At 65.8% G+C, this 15,704-nt stretch carries 15 protein-coding genes and 1 pseudogene; 7 read left to right on the forward strand and 9 right to left on the reverse strand.

The genetic code is table 11. From position 1 onward, the window contains the following. The first annotated feature begins 86 nt into the window (after nucleotides 1-86). The 5 genes from LKE06_RS00600 to LKE06_RS00620 all read left to right on the forward strand — a co-directional run bounded on the left by LKE06_RS00600 (nucleotide 87) and on the right by LKE06_RS00620 (nucleotide 4,194). Nucleotides 87-863: an alpha/beta hydrolase gene (locus LKE06_RS00600; RefSeq protein WP_227996214.1), complete on the forward strand. Its 777-nt coding sequence runs from the start codon at nucleotides 87-89 to the stop codon at nucleotides 861-863. A gap of 6 nt (nucleotides 864-869) precedes the next feature. Next, complete coding sequence (locus tag LKE06_RS00605) at nucleotides 870-1,229, forward strand: MGMT family protein (RefSeq protein WP_227996215.1); 360 nt, start codon at nucleotides 870-872, stop codon at nucleotides 1,227-1,229. Nucleotides 1,230-1,232: 3 nt separating this feature from the next. After that, complete coding sequence (locus LKE06_RS00610) at nucleotides 1,233-1,982, forward strand: VOC family protein (protein ID WP_227996217.1); 750 nt, start codon at nucleotides 1,233-1,235, stop codon at nucleotides 1,980-1,982. A gap of 82 nt (nucleotides 1,983-2,064) precedes the next feature. Beyond that, nucleotides 2,065-3,897, forward strand: coding sequence for an NTP transferase domain-containing protein (locus LKE06_RS00615; protein WP_227996218.1), 1,833 nt, complete (start codon nucleotides 2,065-2,067; stop codon nucleotides 3,895-3,897). Between the two features lie 144 nt (nucleotides 3,898-4,041). Further along, a complete protein-coding gene (locus LKE06_RS00620; protein ID WP_227996220.1) occupies nucleotides 4,042-4,194 on the forward strand; it encodes a hypothetical protein in 153 nt (50 codons plus the stop codon). Nucleotides 4,195-4,390: 196 nt separating this feature from the next. Here LKE06_RS00620 and LKE06_RS00625 read toward each other — a convergent pair whose 3' ends face one another. Further along, nucleotides 4,391-5,326: a hypothetical protein gene (locus tag LKE06_RS00625; RefSeq protein WP_227996221.1), complete on the reverse strand. Its 936-nt coding sequence runs from the start codon at nucleotides 5,324-5,326 to the stop codon at nucleotides 4,391-4,393. Between the two features lie 425 nt (nucleotides 5,327-5,751). Continuing rightward, nucleotides 5,752-6,516, reverse strand: coding sequence for an MmyB family transcriptional regulator (locus LKE06_RS00630; RefSeq protein WP_227996223.1), 765 nt, complete (start codon nucleotides 6,514-6,516; stop codon nucleotides 5,752-5,754). A gap of 388 nt (nucleotides 6,517-6,904) precedes the next feature. Between LKE06_RS00630 and LKE06_RS00635 the strand changes: the two are divergent. Together LKE06_RS00635 and LKE06_RS00640 are read left to right on the forward strand one after the other, a co-directional pair. Further along, nucleotides 6,905-7,102, forward strand: a pseudogene (locus LKE06_RS00635) (molybdopterin-dependent oxidoreductase); the annotation flags it as partial. Nucleotides 7,103-7,181: 79 nt separating this feature from the next. Then, nucleotides 7,182-8,885, forward strand: coding sequence for a metallophosphoesterase (locus LKE06_RS00640; protein WP_227996225.1), 1,704 nt, complete (start codon nucleotides 7,182-7,184; stop codon nucleotides 8,883-8,885). Nucleotides 8,886-8,900: 15 nt separating this feature from the next. Here LKE06_RS00640 and LKE06_RS00645 read toward each other — a convergent pair whose 3' ends face one another. From LKE06_RS00645 to nirB, 7 genes are all read right to left on the reverse strand, one after another. After that, nucleotides 8,901-9,185 (reverse strand): hypothetical protein, encoded by a 285-nt coding sequence (locus LKE06_RS00645; protein WP_504787507.1) that lies wholly within the window; start codon nucleotides 9,183-9,185, stop codon nucleotides 8,901-8,903. A 29-nt stretch (nucleotides 9,186-9,214) separates the two neighbouring features. Then, nucleotides 9,215-9,442, reverse strand: coding sequence for a hypothetical protein (locus LKE06_RS00650; protein WP_227996228.1), 228 nt, complete (start codon nucleotides 9,440-9,442; stop codon nucleotides 9,215-9,217). 32 nt (nucleotides 9,443-9,474) lie between these two features. Continuing rightward, the gene (locus tag LKE06_RS00655) at nucleotides 9,475-10,452 is read right to left on the reverse strand and encodes an alpha/beta hydrolase (protein WP_227996230.1); all 978 of its coding nucleotides are present in this window, start codon (nucleotides 10,450-10,452) and stop codon (nucleotides 9,475-9,477) included. A 247-nt stretch (nucleotides 10,453-10,699) separates the two neighbouring features. After that, on the reverse strand, nucleotides 10,700-11,479 hold the full coding sequence (locus LKE06_RS00660; protein ID WP_227996231.1) for a sirohydrochlorin chelatase: 780 nt from the start codon (nucleotides 11,477-11,479) through the stop codon (nucleotides 10,700-10,702). Next, nucleotides 11,476-12,693, reverse strand: a complete 1,218-nt coding sequence (locus LKE06_RS00665; RefSeq protein ID WP_227996233.1) for a uroporphyrinogen-III synthase — start codon at nucleotides 12,691-12,693, stop codon at nucleotides 11,476-11,478. The genes LKE06_RS00660 and LKE06_RS00665 overlap by 4 nt, the downstream gene beginning before the upstream one ends. Then, a complete protein-coding gene (gene nirD / locus LKE06_RS00670; protein ID WP_227996235.1) occupies nucleotides 12,690-13,100 on the reverse strand; it encodes a nitrite reductase small subunit NirD in 411 nt (136 codons plus the stop codon). The genes LKE06_RS00665 and nirD overlap by 4 nt, the downstream gene beginning before the upstream one ends. Nucleotides 13,101-13,164: 64 nt before the next feature. Further along, nucleotides 13,165-15,702 (reverse strand): nitrite reductase large subunit NirB, encoded by a 2,538-nt coding sequence (gene nirB / locus LKE06_RS00675; RefSeq protein ID WP_227996237.1) that lies wholly within the window; start codon nucleotides 15,700-15,702, stop codon nucleotides 13,165-13,167. Between the last annotated feature and the right edge of the window lie 2 nt (nucleotides 15,703-15,704).

Consider the following 15,704-nt stretch of genomic DNA (forward strand, 5'->3'; position numbering starts at 1 on the left):
CACGCGGGCTATTGCAACAGACGCGTCCGACACTCGCCGCGCCGCTGCGCACTGCGACGAGTTTCGATACCCGTCAAACTGGATCCGTGTCCCCCCTCAATGTCTATCACTTCGGTCCCCCCACCGGACCGATCGTGCTGGCCCTGCACGGTGTAACCGGCCACGGTAAACGCTGGGAAGCCCTCGCCACCGAGCATCTGCCCGATGTTCGAATAATCGCCCCCGACCTGCGAGGACACGGCCGTTCGACCGCATTGCCGCCATGGAATTTCGAAACCATCGTGCAGGATCTGGTCGAGCTTCTCACCGCCGAGACCGACGAGCCCGTGGTGGTGGTCGCGCACTCCTTCGGCGGCGCGTGTGCACTGCATCTTGTCGATAGCCACCCGCACTTGGTGCGGAAACTTGTGTTGCTCGACTCGGCGATCGCGCTGGAACCGGAGCTGCTGATGGATATCGCGCTGTCGAGCCTCGCCTCGCCGGACTACGAGAGCTCCGAGCACGCACGCCGAGACAAGGTGGCGACCGGTTGGGGTGAGGTGGAACCGCGTCTGGTCGACGCCGAACTCACCGAGCATCTGATGCCTATCACCGATGGCCGCGTGGGCTGGCGGGTCAGCCTGCCCGCCATCAACTCCTACTGGGGCCAGCTGGCCCGTCCCTATCGGCTGCCCCCCAAGGAGCTGCCGACGGTGCTGGTTCAGGCTATGAAGGTGCGGCCGCCGTTCGTGACGCCGGAGTTCCGGGTGGCGCTGACCGAGCGTCTCGGTGACAATCTGACCCTACTCGAGTGGGACTGCGAGCACATGGTCGCCCAGGCGCGTCCCGCGGAAACCGCCGCGCTCATTCGATCGGTGCTCTGAGTCTCGATGGCCACCACCGACGACCAGATCGAGCGGGTCCGCGAACTCGTCGCCACGATCCCGCCCGGCCAGGTTGCCACCTACGGTGACATCGCGGCCGCCGCCGGACTTTCGACGCCGCGCACGGTCGGCTGGATCATGCGAACGGACTCCGCGGATCTGCCCTGGCATCGAGTGATCGGGGCCGGCGGGCGGCCTGCCACGCATCTTGCCGACCGACAGTTGCGGCTGCTGGCGGCTGAGCGGGTGCCGATCCACGACGGGCGAGTCGACCTGCGTGCGGCCCGGTTTCGGTTCCCCGACACACCGAGCGACCACCCTCACGCAAATCCGGCCCCGCCGCCCACGTTCGGCGGTTACCGTTGAGTCATGTCCACCCGCCTGGCGTGTGTCGTGTTCGATACGGACCGGCCCCGGTCCGTCGCGAACTTCTGGGCCGAGCTGCTGGGCTGGGGCGTCACCGTAGACAGACCCGATGAGGTCGATGTGGCGGCACCCGATCCCGACGGTCACGAACTCGCCCTCGCCTTCCTTCCCGCGACACGCGCGAAGGCCGGCAAGAACCGTATCCATCTCGACCTCGCCAGTCGCTCCATCGACCATCAGCAGGTGCAGGTGGATCGCGCGCTTTCGCTCGGCGCGCGACGCATCGATATCGGGCAGGGGGCGGTGTCGTGGGTGGTGCTCGCCGATCCGGAGGACAACGAGTTCTGTGTGCTGGAGCCACGGGAGGAGTACGTGGACACCGGCGCGGTCGCGGCGATCGTGGTCGATACCCGCGACCCGGTGCGGCTGGCCGAATTCTGGTCCGCCGCGTCCGGGTGGCCGGTGGAGCACGTCGGTGCGCGAATGGCCGGACTGCGCTCGGCGACGGGCGTCGGCTCCTGGTTGGAGTTCGTCCGTACCCCCGAGGTGAAGGCCGGGCGCAATCGGCTCCATCTGGACCTGGCGTCCTTCCCCGCCGAACGCCAGGCCGACGAGGTGGCTCGGCTGCGGGCGGCCGGCGCGGTACCGCTCGACGCACCGGGCGGCGGTGGCGCGCCCGGGCAGATGCTCGCCGATCCCGAGACCAATGAATTCTGCCTGCTCCGGCCGGCCGCCGACTTCTCCGCCGTGTGATCGACGTGGCCACGTCGGCGGCTACGGGGCGCCGACGAATTAGCATGTCGGCCATGTTGTCCCTCGCTCCGGGCCCTCGCCGGTGACGGCCGCCGACGCGATCATCCTCGCGGGCGGACGCGCCAGCCGTATGGGCGGTGTCGATAAACCCGCCATCGTCATCGGCGGGCGTTCCATGCTGGACGCGGCCCTCGCTGCCGTCGCCCGTTGTGGCCGCACCGTGGTCGTCGGGCCGCATCGAACAGAGCTGGATCCACTGGTGCGACAGGTTCGGGAGGTACCACCCGGTTCGGGCCCGGTGGCGGCGCTCGGCACGGGACTACGGGCGCTCGGGACCGACACCGCGCCGCTGGTGGTGGTGCTCGCCGCGGATATGCCGTTCCTTACCGACGCGATGGTCGCCGAATTGATCCGGTACGCGACCGAATCCGGTGCGGACGCGGTGTTCGCGGCCGACAAGTCGGGGCGGCCACAGTATCTGGTCGGGGTGTGGCGCCGCGCCGCACTCGCCGCGGCACTGGCGGCGCTGGGTTCACCGGTCAATCAACCGATGAAGGCGTTGATACCGACCGATAGCGCGACGGTCACGATGGCGGGGATCGCCGATTGCGATACCGAGGAGCAGGTCCGGCTGGCGCAAGCCGCCGTGAGCGATCGACTGTCATCCGAAATTTCTTCGGGCACAATACCTTCGGAGCGACCGCCCTCAGCAACCGCGGCCGCCATCGAGCGTCTCGCATCCCGAGATCACCCCGTGCTCGCCCTGGACGACGCTCGACAGGTGCTGCGGACGAACATCTCCCGGCTCACTCGGTACCGAGCCGAACTCCGCTCGGTACCGGGCGCCGCGCTCGCCGCCACGCTCGAGGCGGCGGGCCCACTACCTCGGTTCGATGTATCCGCGATGGACGGATATGCCGTGGCGGGTCCGGGTCCGTGGCGGGTGCGGCGCGATATCGGGTTCGCGGGTGGAGCGCGGCCGGTCGGGTTGCTGACCGGTGAGGCGGTGCGTATCGCTACCGGCGCGCATGTCCCCGATGGCACGACCAGCGTCGTCCGCGACGAATTCGCGCGAATCGAAGAGGCCGAGACGCTGCATCGCCTGCCCGGCACCCCACTGCGCGAGGACATCCGCCGTCGCGGCGAGGACCGCGACGCAGGCGATCTCATCGCGCCGGTGGGCACCCCGGTCGATGCGACCCTGATATCGGCCGCGGCCAGCGTCGAAGTGAACGACGGCTTGGTGCGCGGGCCCGTGCGGGCGCGCATTGTCATGACCGGCGACGAAATCCGCAGTGCGGGGCCACTGCGGATGGGGCAGACCCGCGATTCGATTGGTCCGATCCTGCCGGACATGTTGTCCAGGTATGGAATTCACACGACCGACCGTTTCCACCTCCGCGACACTCCCAATGGTTTCGACGAAGTCCTTTCCGCCGCAACACATTGCGATTTGCTGGTCGTTGTCGGAGCTACCGGCGGTGGCGCCGCCGACCAACTGCGTGGCGCCCTGGCACGCGCGGACGCCCGAATCCTGGTACACCGCTTGCGACTACGCCCGGGCGGTTCCACGGTGGTCGCCGAACTCACTACCGGCGCCGTTGTCCTCGGCCTGCCCGGCAACCCCTACGCCGCCATCGCCGTCCTGATGACACTCGTACCGGCCATCGTCAACGGACGCACCGGCAGCACCCCGCATCGGCCGCTGTACGGCCCTCTGCACAACGCCACCGATATCGCCGGTCCGGTCCCGCGCGTCGTGCCCGCACGCATCGCCCCCACCGGCGGCTGGGACGGCGACCCACACATCCGAACCGCCCATCTGGGCGGCCTCATCGACCGCGACGGCCTGGTCATCGTCCCGGCCGACGCCATCGACGGTGATCCGGTCGAATTTCTACCCCTCCCCACCTGATCCGGAAACTATTTTTCGCCTGTTCCCAGCCGTAATTGCCCCGCACAATCGGCGATTACAATTTTCCTCTTCCCCGAATGATGCATGCTCGCTACTGTGTGATGGTTAGGCGAAAACTAATCCTCCGGAAAGGACCGAGTGGAGATGGCTGAAAAGTCGAAGAAGACGCCTAAGAAAATGCCCAAGCAGATGCCGAGGCAGCAGCAACAGCAGCGCCAGGAGCAAGGGGTACCGCCGAACGAACGTCGTCAGCGCGAGGACAACGATCGCCGCCCTGACCAGCAGCGGCGGTCATAACCGATCAGACCTGAGCTGATCGGCGACAACTGATCCAAATCTTGTGTAAATGGGCCGCCGGTTCCGCATAGCGGGGCCGGCGGCCTATTTCGTATTACGCACCCAAACGCAATAGTGGCGTATCGGGGTACACATCTTCCACCACCATTCTGCGCGCGAAAATATCCACCCCCTCGAACAGGCCGCGGCTTTCCGCTCAGGAGCCGGAGATGCCGATCGGTGGGCGGACCGCGGCAAGGTTGCCCGGCTGCACCGACGCGAAGATCCGCCGTGCCTGCACCGCGACGGTACCGGTCGACCACGGCGCCAGCGCCGTGGTGAACATCAACTCACACCACGACATGGCGGGTACGTCACCGGCGGCAAGCGTTGCGATGAGCGACATTTCGGTATCATGGCCCGCCCACGCGGCGATCAACCAGGCCGCGTCGAGGCGGCCGAGAAACTCCTCGGCGTCCTCCGGCGGCCCGTGCGGCGTATCGACCGCGAGGTGAACGATGGCAGCGATCGCGTGCCGCATACGAACATCCAGTCCCACGGCATCGTGCAGCAGCAACGCTTCCAGTGCGGCGCGCAGTTCAACGTCAGGATCGATCGGCGGCTTGGTGGCACGCGAAGTGCGGATCATGGCAATCGTCTCCCTCGAGTCGGTGTTGAGTTGTGTCGGAGCGGTAATCGAACGCAGCGCGCAGTTCTCCCGCGCGGCGGCGTCGTCGCCGTCTTCGACCAGGCTGACCAGTGCGCCCGGGTTCCAGTCGAGTTTGCCGAAGACCCGGCACCAATCCAGCGCCGGATTATCCTCTGCCACCATCACATCCAGCGCCAGCCCCGAAATCGACGCGGCGCAGGCCAGTGTGACCGCGTCCACATCGGGCTCGGTGATGGTCAGATGGAGGGTCGCCTCGTTGTGGCCGGCGTCGGCGCGGACCCGGCCCGCCAGCCAGACCGCCCGCGCGGCCGCGGCCATGGCTCCGGCGCGTCGATTACCGTGCGGGTGATCGGCATCGCTGTCGAGGAAGGGGCCGAACCACAGCACACGGCCCTCGTCGCCACACACCGCGAAGGTACCGTTGGCGCAGTCCGCGGCGGCGGCCAGCGTGATGTGGGGTACGAACTGGTTCTCATTCACCATGGAACACTCACTCCCGCAATGCGCGCGCTACCTGTCCCCATCCAACGGTAAGTCTCGGTGTCTTCGTTAACTCCGAAATCTCTGATAGACGGATCAAATACGTTCTCGTGTAGGTTGTCCAGGGCAATCAATAGCGTCGCGCACGCCCTGTGGGGTACTAACACCATCCAGTGAAATCCCTGCTCGGGCAATTTGGGGGTCAAGGCCATTACGGCAAGTTACGGTCATACCGTGCGCCATGATCGATCAGTCTCTGCCACAGTCATTTTCACATTCGGCCGGGTTCATGGCCTTGGCAATGCCGGTCGAACTCCCGTTCGATCGCGCGCGAAAACTGTTGGCAGCAGCAGGAATCAGTTCGTATGCGTGAAATCTGGACGCCTGCAATGACTTTGCGCGATAGTCGCGAATCCTCCGATACCCGCCTACGGACCGGCGGACGCCGGGCAGGTCGTTCGTATCCCGAGAAAGAACAGCACCCGGCCCGGATAACTGCCGGAGTCCACCCGGAACATCTGGACATCGAGACTGAAGCACTCCATGGTCTCCAAGTCGCGGATATGCATCGGCTGGTCCCGGCCGTACCTCGTACCACCCGAGGTCCACATTTCGCGGAACTCCGGATAGCGGCCGAGTTCGTCGAGCAGGTCGGTGGCCCACGCGGTATCGCCCGACTGGCCGATCAGCCCGCGCAACCAGTCGACCGTGAGCGCGGCCTCGCGCCGCCAGTCGACCATGACCCGCCTCGACAGCTCGTTGCGGAATAACCACAGCAGGATATTGCCGTCATCGGCCAGCCCGGGGAAGGTCGAGATATAGGCGTCATTGCACGCCAGTACGTTCCAGCGGGTATCGAGATAGCTCGCCGCGTTGGGGCGGTGCAGCCGCAGGCCGTTGCGCATGTCGTCGCTGATCTCGGCACGCAACTGCGGGACCGCCGGAAAGGTGTCGTCGTAGAGACCAGCCAGATCGAATAGATGTCTGCGTTCGGAATCGGCGAGCGGGCTGATTCGATCCAGATATCCGATCAGTGCGGTCACCACCGCCCTGGTGGGATGGTCGCGATCCCCACCCTCCAAATGGGTGATATAGCTGGAGCTGACACCCGCCGCGAATGCCAGCTTTTCCCGGGATATTCGGCGCTCATCGCGCAATCGGCGCAGTAGGCCCCCGAACGTTGGCGGTCTCAATTGACCACTATCTCCGGCGTCGGTCGACTTGCTCAGCACAGCAATCCACTCCTACGAAGCTGTTGACACATCAAGGTTGGGCACTTCCGAATGGGAAGTGAGCCGAGCTACCGACGTCGCCTGCGACACCGGCTTCTGTGGGGTATACATGGGTCCAATCGTCGACGATGCGAGCCACGCCCACGACACATGAATATAAACGATATTGTTTCTTTATATTCGATTCTTCCGTATTTAACCGCTACATCACAGCTACCAAATGAGTGCGAATCCGCCTCGCCTCCACCAACATTCGGCGCCGACGCCGCGAGTCGGATCATCAGCCCGATTCCACAGCTCGAAGGGGACGTCGTGGTCAGTTCATGCACCAGCTGATGCCGGCGACGCACTGCTTCGATTGGGTAAATACTTTCGCCGGGACGAGGTCTCCGCCGATCAACGCAGCCTTCATCAGGTCGGCGGGCGCGGGGCAGTCGAATTCTACCGAGACCGCTGGTCACACGACAAGGTGGTGCGCTCGAAGTACGGCGTCAACTGCACCGGGTCGTGCTCATGGACGATCTATGTCAAGGACGGCGTGATCACCTGAGAGTCATCCGGTATTCCCACACAGAATCAGACTGTCTAGTTGCCGTGATGCCCAGGGGCAGACAACATCTGATGCCATGCCGTCGAATTCGTTGAACCCCGCGGGCGATGTTCCGGATACCGGGATCCCTGCAACTCTCGCCGCCGATATGACGATCGCCGAGCAGCATGCGTGGCATCGAGCGCGCCTGCGGCGCCATCCGGTCTCCCGGCGCAATGTGTTGCGCGGTGCGGCCGCGGCGGCGGCCGTCGCGGCCGCAGGCACCTCGCCATTCGGGCGGCGCGCGTACGCCGAAGATGCGCAGCTCGCGGTCGGCGGACGGCACGTGGGATACGGGCCGGATGCGGCCAGTCAGCTGCGATTCGCCGCGCAGCTGTCGCGTCCGCCCGCAGGCACGAAGGTCTTTCTCGATCATGGGCCGACTCCCGCTCTCGGTGGGTCTATCGAAGCGGAGGTGCGCAATCTGCTGACGCAGGTGCCTTCCTCCGACGGCGGAGTGCTTGCGGCCGAACAGTTTTACGTGCACGCACCGGTCGACGGCCTACCGGGCCGGGTGCCGCATTTCTACCGGTGGCGGACCTCCGATGGCTTCGTCGGTGACATCAAATCCGCCGCACCGGCCATGCCGAGCGCACGGGCCGCGATCCTGCCCTTCCGCTTCACCATGATGGGCGATCAAGGCACCGACCAAACTCCCGGACAACCATTGGGTGTCGCACCCGGTGACTACGACGACAAGTACTACAAGCCCGACAACGACCCGGCAGTGCCGCACGCGTCCAACGTGATTCGCCAAATCGTCGCGGCCGAGCCCGATTTCCATATTCTCGCCGGAGACATCGCCTACGCCGACCCCTCCGGAGGCGGTAAACCGAACCAGTTCGTCGCGCACGGCGGACAACTGCCGAGCGGGTTCGACAAGTACAACCCGTATGTCTGGGATGTCTACTTCGGTGCCATCGAAGCCAGCGCTTCCCAGACGCCGTGGATGTTCACCACCGGCAACCACGACATGGAGGCCACCTACGACACACACGGCTACGGCGGACATTTGGCGCGGCTGGACTTTCCCGGCAACGGTCCCGCAGGCTGTCCGTCGGCGTATTCGTTCACCTACGGCAACGTGGCCGTGCTCTCGCTCGACGCCAATGACGTCACCTACGAGATCCGCGCGAACACCGGCTATTCCGGTGGGGCACAGACGAGTTGGGTCGAGCGCAGCCTCGCCGCCTATCGTGCGGACCCGGACATCGATTTCATTGTCTGCTTCTTCCACCACTGCGCTTACTCGACCACGGAGTCACATGCCAGCGACGGCGGCGTCCGCGACGCGTGGGCCGGGTTGTTCGACCGCTATCAGGTGGATCTGGTGCTACAGGGCCACAATCACGTCTACGAGCGCACCGACCCGATCCGCGCCGGTGCCGCGACCAAGGTGGCCGGCGACAACTCGATCGTCTACCCGGAAACCGACGGCACCATCTACTACACCGTCGGCGGCGGTGGCCGTCCCCGATACGAATTCCAGTCCGGTTCACAGGAAACCTTCCGAGGCCACGAACTACCCGACACCGCCGTCCCCAACAGCTATGTATGGACACCGGGCGGCGACAAACAGGACGAGGACGCCGTATGGTCGCGTGTCCGCTTCCGCAACTACTCGTTCTTGCGAGTCGACGTCCGACCCGGCATATTCTCCAGCGAAATGGACGTGATCGCAGTCGACGAATACGGCCGCGAATTCGACCGGGTCACTTTCCGCCGCATGGCGGTTGCTTGACCGACGACAGACCGTTCACCGAAACAGTGCCTCCACCAGACGAACGACGGCGACGGTGTCGGCGACTACCCCCACGGGCTCCCCCAGAGCCGACACCGGATACCACTCGATGAGATCCGGAATGGCCAGTCCGATGGTGTCCACCCCATCCGCATCGCGATATCGGACCCGCTCTACAGAGGTGAAATCGTCGGGCACCGTCCCCGGCACGACCTGACACACCACGACACGGCCTTTCCCAGCCGAAAGATATCGAGGACCGGATAGCACCAGTACATACACCGGTACGACCGACTTCACGGCAAGCAAGCGGCGAATCTCACCCTGCCTCAACGGGAATCGGCCGAACGCACCCGATCTCGCAGCCGAATCCGCTCGGCCATCCAGTCCTCGGTGATGCCGAGCAGCGCGTCGACCTCCTTGGACGCATTCCACATGTCACGATCCAAACGGTCCTGGATTGCCTCGGTCACCCATTGCGAGACATTGCCTGCCGCTGCCGCACGTAATCGCGTATCGAGATCGTCGGAGATCTTCATCGATAGCTGCTGAGTCATACTTGTTAGGTTACCGCCCGTAACACCACCTGTCAGGCGCCGATGGCGGCGGCGAAGATGGGCCAGGAGAGGTGGACGTCGTCCTGCCAGTAGGACCAGGCGTGCGGCGCGGAGCGGAAGTTGACGGTGGCGGGGATGCCGAGGGCGGCCAGGCGGTCGGTGAAGGGGCGGGTGCAACCACCGATGACGGTTTCCATCACGCCGCCGACGAGCACGCGATCCAGCAGCCGTATGGGGTCGCCGTCGATACCGGGATCGCTGAGGGTCTCGTGTGCGCCGGGCGCACCGTTGCCCGCGGAAATGTAGAGGGCGACACCACGCAGGCGCTCCGCGTTGACCATCGGGTCGTGCTCGGCCCAGGCCGGGTTGTCGGGCGCACCCCACATGTTGTCGGCGTTCGCCCCGAACAGCGCGAGCTGGGAATGCACGTACGCGTTGGCCACCGCGTCACTGGTACGCGGGCAGCCGCTGTAGGCGCCGACCGCCTGATAGAGACCGGGCGCACCGGTCGCCAGGTTCAGCGCGGAGGTCGCCGACATGGACAGTCCCGCAATGGCATTGCGCCCGGTCATCCCGAAACGGGATTCGAGCAGCGGCGGAAGTTCCCTGGTCAGAAAGGTTGTCCACTGATTGCGCCCGAGTGCCGGATCGTCGCGCAGCCAGTCGGTGTAGTAGCTGGCGCGTCCGCCCATCGGCACGATCACGTTGACGTTCTTGTCCGCGAAGAAGTCCGCGATATCGGTGCGGCGCATCCACGGTCCGCCGTCCTCACCGCCATCGACCGCGTTCAGCAAATAAAGTGCGGGCGCACCGGAACCGGGATGCGACATCCATAGCGTGATCGGACGATCCATCGCCGCGGAGTGGACCACCACCTCGAATTCGCGTCCGCCTAGTGGACGTACGTCGAGAATGCGGGAATCACCGGGATCGGCCGCGGCCACTGCGGCCGGGACCATCGCGGCGATCAGAATGAGAAAGGACACCAGGCATCGCATCAGCCGGTACATGCCATGGATTCTCGCGCACTGACGCCACGGCGCGCGGACATTCAGTGGGCGTGTTCGCCCCGATTTGCCCGCATGGACTCATTGCCCATTACTCACGGCAACGGCAGGTTCGGCGACGCGCGAGATGGCAGGCCAGGGGCCGGGCCGATCACCGCGACCAGGTCGGAGTTGGTGAGCTGAGCGTGGAAATACAGATGTGGGCCGGTATCCGCTCCGGCGGCCGGCCCGGTAGCAGGCGGTGATTCGGTCAGACGACGCGAGCCTGTACCAATTCCCGTGCGGCAGTTCGGTAGCGGTGGGCTATGAGACGGACCACGGCCGGGTGGACGCCGATGGGTTCGGCGACGCCGTCCGCGCCCGCGTCGTACAGTCGCTGCTGGAACAGGCCGTGCGCCAGCAGGTATGAAGCGATGAACACGCGCCGAGCACCCGAATCACGCAGCGAGGCGACGACGTCTCGCACGCGAGGCGACCCCGTGGCGACATAGCCGATTCGGACCGGCGAACCGAGGTACTCGCTCAATATGGCCGCCGCACGTCGAATATCCTGGCGGGCACGGGCATCGGAAGATCCGGCCGCCGCGAACACCACAGCGTCACCGGGTCGCCAACCGGCCGCACGCAAGCGCATGAGCATGACACCGGCCAGCGCCGGGTCCGGCCCCATGGCCGCGGTGACGACAACCTCGGGATGCCCGCTCTCGGCCACCTCGCGTGGGACATCCCGATACACGTGATAACCCGATGCCAGGAAGGCCGCAACCACCACCGCGGGAACAGATTCCCCTGCGGCAGCGGTCAGATCGCGTAGCACCTCCGACGGTGACGGACCGAGCACATCCACGAATGCGGTTCGCACCCAAGGTTTCTCGGACGCGATACCGACCGTCTCGGCAGCACGTGCGTCACGCCCCGCAATCATGGCACCGAGCTCGACCGGCACCGCCTCGGCCAGCGTCGCGATCATCTGCACGCCCCGGGTACTCCTGGTGCCGTGCGCCACCAGTACCAGGGCCGCAGGCGTCACAGGCTCCCCGCGATCTGTGCGTATCGTGGTGTCCGGGCCGGGTTCGCGATACCGGCGGCCGGGGTGACGGCCCGTGGGTAGTCGGCGGGGTCGAGCGCCAGCCGGTAGCCCCGTTTGACCACTGTCTGAATCGCTTTCGGCGTGCCGAGCCCCGCACGCAACCGGGCGATCGCGGTTTCCACGGCATGGGTGTCGTCACCGCGGCCGGGTAGCGCGGCGAGCAGATCCTCCCTGGACACCACCCGGCCCGGCTGACGAGCCAGCGAACGCATCAACGCCATCGGCGCGGGCGCCAACTGCCGCACCGAATCGTCGACCACCACACAGGCCCCGCGCACGCTGATCGTGTGCCCGGCCGCCGAGATCCGATTCGCCCGGCGCGGTAGTTCTTCGGCGACATGCCGGGCCAGCGCACCCAGGCGCGCCCGCCCCGGCATAGAGGTGGGAACGCCGAGGTCTTCCAGCGGCGCCGCCGTGATAGGGCCGACACACGCGGGCAGCACGCGCCCGCGCAATGCGTGCAGTACCCCCTCGAGCAGTCCGGTTTCCTTGGCGCGCATCAACAGTGACGCCACGGCCGGCGCACTGGTGAAGGTCACACAGTCCAGGCTCGCGGTGACGATACCCTCGATCAGCTGATCCATCGGGGTCTGATCCTGCGGCGGTGTCCAGCGATACACCGGCACCGGGATCACATCCGCTCCGGCGCAACGCAATACCTCGCAGAAGTCGGGAACCGGCTCCCATTCGGTGGTAGCACCGTGCAATTGGACCGCGATCCGCACGCCCTCCACGCCTTCGGCAAGCAAATGATCGAGCACCTCGGCGGAAGATTCCGAGGCGGGCGACCATTCCTCGCGCAGTTCCGCCGCCCGGATGGCGCCCTTGGCCTTCGGCCCGCGCGCCAGCATCCGTGTCGCGCCGAGCGTGGTGCGTAGGTCCTCGGCCAGGCCCCATCCTTCAGCCGCCTCCATCCAGCCGCGAAACCCGATTCCCGTGGTCACGACAACGAGCTGCGGCGGATTGGCGACCAACAGCCTGGTCACCCGCTCCAATTCGGTGTCGTCGGCGAGGGGAATGATGCGAATGGCGGGTGCGGAAACAATGTCCGCGCCACGCCGGGTCAGCAGCGTGGCGAACTCGTCGGCCCGCCGCGCCGCCGTAATGCCGACCGTGAATCCGGCGAGGCTGGAGCCCGCGTCGGGAGTTGTCATGCCGATCCACCGTCCGAGTAGTCGAGTCCGGCGACCGGCTCGTTGGAAATCGAAACGATGCCATCCTCGACGCGCACCGCATAGACCGGCAGCGCTGCCGAATCGTCGTCCAGGCAGCGCCCGTCGACCAGGGAGAAAGCCTGCTTCAGCAGCGGCGACGCAACGACCGGGACACCGCCGCGATCGCCGGCGATGCCGCGCGACATCACAGCCGCCCGGCCGATCGGATCAATATTGCCGACCGCGTAGACAACGCCGTCCGACAGCAGGAACACAGCGGCCTGGCGGCCACCCCTCAGCAACACCGCAACGCCGCGGCCGGGAATCAGGTAGTCGAGCCGGCACGCGTGCGTCCACCCGACGGTGGTAGTGGTGGTGGTGCGGCCGGGGTTATCGATCACGGTCATCGGTGTCATCCTCCAAACGCCTTACCCATTGGTACCGGCGCCCTGTTTCTCTGGGGTTAAGCGGTCATTGCCCACGTGTAGCGACCGGGACTTCCGGCATGCCGAGCAACACAGGCACCTTCCGTGCCCCGCTGTCATCGAATGAGATGGTCGGGTCGGCCTCGGTGGGAGCATTGACGAAGGACACGAATCGCGACAGCTTCTTCTCGTCATCGAGCACCGCCGTCCATTCATCGCGGTAACCCGCGACGTGTTGGTCCATCGCCGCCTCCAGATCGGCGGCGATCCCGAGGCTGTCCGCGCAGACGACCTGCTTCAGGTAGTCGATGCCACCCTCGAGGGCCTCCTGCCAGGGCGCGGTGCGCTGTAGTCGATCGGCGGTACGGATGTAGAACATCAGATACCGGTCGATGTAGCGGATCAGCGTCTCGTCGTCGAGTTCGCCCGCCAGCAATACGGCATGCTTCGGGGTCAGGCCGCCGTTGCCGCCGACATACAGATTCCAGCCGTTCTCGGTAGCGATGACCCCGACGTCCTTGCCGCGCGCCTCGGCGCACTCGCGGGCGCACCCGGACACCGCCAGCTTCAGCTTGTGCGGCGAACGCAGCCCCCGGTATCGCTTCTCCAGCAGCACCGCCATGCCGACCGAATCCTGCTGGCCGTAGCGGCACCAGGTGGACCCGACGCAGCTCTTCACCGTGCGCAGCGACTTACCGTAGGCGTGGCCGGATTCCATGCCCACATCGACAAGGCGCTTCCAGATCAGCGGCAGTTGCTCGACGCGCGCGCCGAACAGGTCGATGCGCTGACCACCGGTGACCTTGACATAGAGCCCGAATTCCTTCGCCACCTCACCGATGGTGATCAGTTGCTCGGCGGTGACCTCGCCGCCCGGCATCCTCGGCACCACCGAGTAGGTGCCGTTCTTCTGCATATTGGCCAGGAAGTGGTCGTTGGTGTCCTGTAGCGCCGCCTGCTCGCCGTCGAGAATGTGCTCACTCGAGGTCGAGGCCAGGATGGAGGCGACCGTCGGCTTGCAGATATCGCAGCCACTGCCCTTGCCGTGCTTGGCGATCAAACCCGAGAAGGTGCGGATGCCGGTGACCTGGACAATCTGGAACAGCTCGGCACGTGACTGCGAGAAGTGCTCGCACAGCGCCTTGGACATTTCCACACCGGACTGTTCCAGCAGCTTCTTGATCATGGGAACGCAACCGCCGCACGAGGTTCCGGCTGAAGTGCACTGCTTGATACCAGCGATATCGCAGGCACCGTCATCGATGGCCCCACAGATCGCACCCTTGGAAACGTTGTTGCAGGAACAGATCTGGGCGTCGTCGGGTAGCGAGCTGGCACCGAGTTCGGCGACGGCCGGTGCGATCAGCGCGGCGGGCTCGGCGGGCAGCGGACGCCCGACCAATGGCCGCAGCGCGGAATACGCGGTGGCATCGCCGACCAGGATGCCTCCGAGCAGTATCTGCGCGTCATCGGAGACAACGAGTTTCGCGTAGGTGCCCTTGGCCGCATCGTGCAGCACCACCGACAGCGCGCCCTCGGTGGTGGCGTGCGCGTCACCGAAGCTGGCGACATCGACACCGAGCAGCTTGAGCTTGGTCGACATATCCGCACCCGGGAATTCGCCTGCGCCACCGAGCAATCGGTCCGCGACGATCTCGGCGGTGGTGTAACCGGGGGCGACCAGGCCGTAACAGGTTCCCTCGACGGCGGCGCATTCGCCGATGGCGTAGATGCTCGGATCCGAGGTTCGCAGTCCGAGATCGGTGATGATGCCACCGCGTGGGCCGACATCGAGACCGCTGTCGCGAGCGATCTGATCGCGTGGGCGTACCCCGGCGGAGAAGACCACGAGCGCGGCATCGATCGCCGACTCGTCGGACAGCGTAACCGTCACGTGCCCAGGCGCTTTCGCCTCGATCGAGGACGTACCGACGCCGGTGTGGACCTGAAGTCCGATCTCGGTGACCAGTTTCTCCAGAATCGCGCCGCCACCCTCGTCGACCTGCGCCGGCATCAATCGCTGGTTGTACTCGACGACATGCGGGGTCAGCCCGAGCAACCGCAACGTGTTGGCCGCCTCCAACCCGAGCAGGCCACCACCGACCACCACGCCGACCGCGCCAGGTCCAGCCGCCTGCGCCACCGTCCGGATGCCGTCCAGATCATCGATGGTCCGGTAGACGAAGCATTCCGGCAGATCGTGACCGGGCACCGGCGGTACGAACGGATACGAACCGGTGGCCAGCACGAGCGCGTCGTAGGCGATGGTGTCACCGGCCGAGGTGGTGACTTTGCGTGCGTCGCGATCGATGGTGTCCGCGCGCTGCCCGAGCCGCAGTTCGACAAGCTCGTCACCGGCGTATTCGTTGCCAGGCAGAGCGAGTGCGCTCGCATCCCAGGTCCCGACGTACGAGGACAGGCCGACACGATCGTAGGCGGGCAGGCGCTCCTCGCAGAGCACGACGACCTGCCACTGCGCGACCCCGTCGCGAGAACGCAGCGCCTCGACGAACCGGTGCCCGACCATGCCGTGGCCGACGACGACGGCGGTCTTGCGCCGGTTGGGCTCGACGATGGGATTCATGA

Source organism: Nocardia australiensis (genome assembly GCF_020733705.1).
GTDB lineage: Bacteria > Actinomycetota > Actinomycetes > Mycobacteriales > Mycobacteriaceae > Nocardia > Nocardia australiensis.

Coding starts and splice junctions, on each gene's coding strand:
- LKE06_RS00605 (WP_227996215.1), top strand. CDS start 870: ATGGCCACCACCGACGACCAGATCGAGCGGGTCCGCGAACTCGTCGCC.
- LKE06_RS00610 (WP_227996217.1), top strand. CDS start 1,233: ATGTCCACCCGCCTGGCGTGTGTCGTGTTCGATACGGACCGGCCCCGG.
- LKE06_RS00620 (WP_227996220.1), top strand. CDS start 4,042: ATGGCTGAAAAGTCGAAGAAGACGCCTAAGAAAATGCCCAAGCAGATG.
- LKE06_RS00625 (WP_227996221.1), bottom strand. CDS start 5,326: ATGGTGAATGAGAACCAGTTCGTACCCCACATCACGCTGGCCGCCGCC.
- LKE06_RS00640 (WP_227996225.1), top strand. CDS start 7,182: ATGCCGTCGAATTCGTTGAACCCCGCGGGCGATGTTCCGGATACCGGG.
- LKE06_RS00650 (WP_227996228.1), bottom strand. CDS start 9,442: ATGACTCAGCAGCTATCGATGAAGATCTCCGACGATCTCGATACGCGA.
- LKE06_RS00655 (WP_227996230.1), bottom strand. CDS start 10,452: ATGTACCGGCTGATGCGATGCCTGGTGTCCTTTCTCATTCTGATCGCC.
- LKE06_RS00665 (WP_227996233.1), bottom strand. CDS start 12,693: ATGACAACTCCCGACGCGGGCTCCAGCCTCGCCGGATTCACGGTCGGC.
- nirD (WP_227996235.1), bottom strand. CDS start 13,100: ATGACCGTGATCGATAACCCCGGCCGCACCACCACCACTACCACCGTC.
- nirB (WP_227996237.1), bottom strand. CDS start 15,702: ATGAATCCCATCGTCGAGCCCAACCGGCGCAAGACCGCCGTCGTCGTC.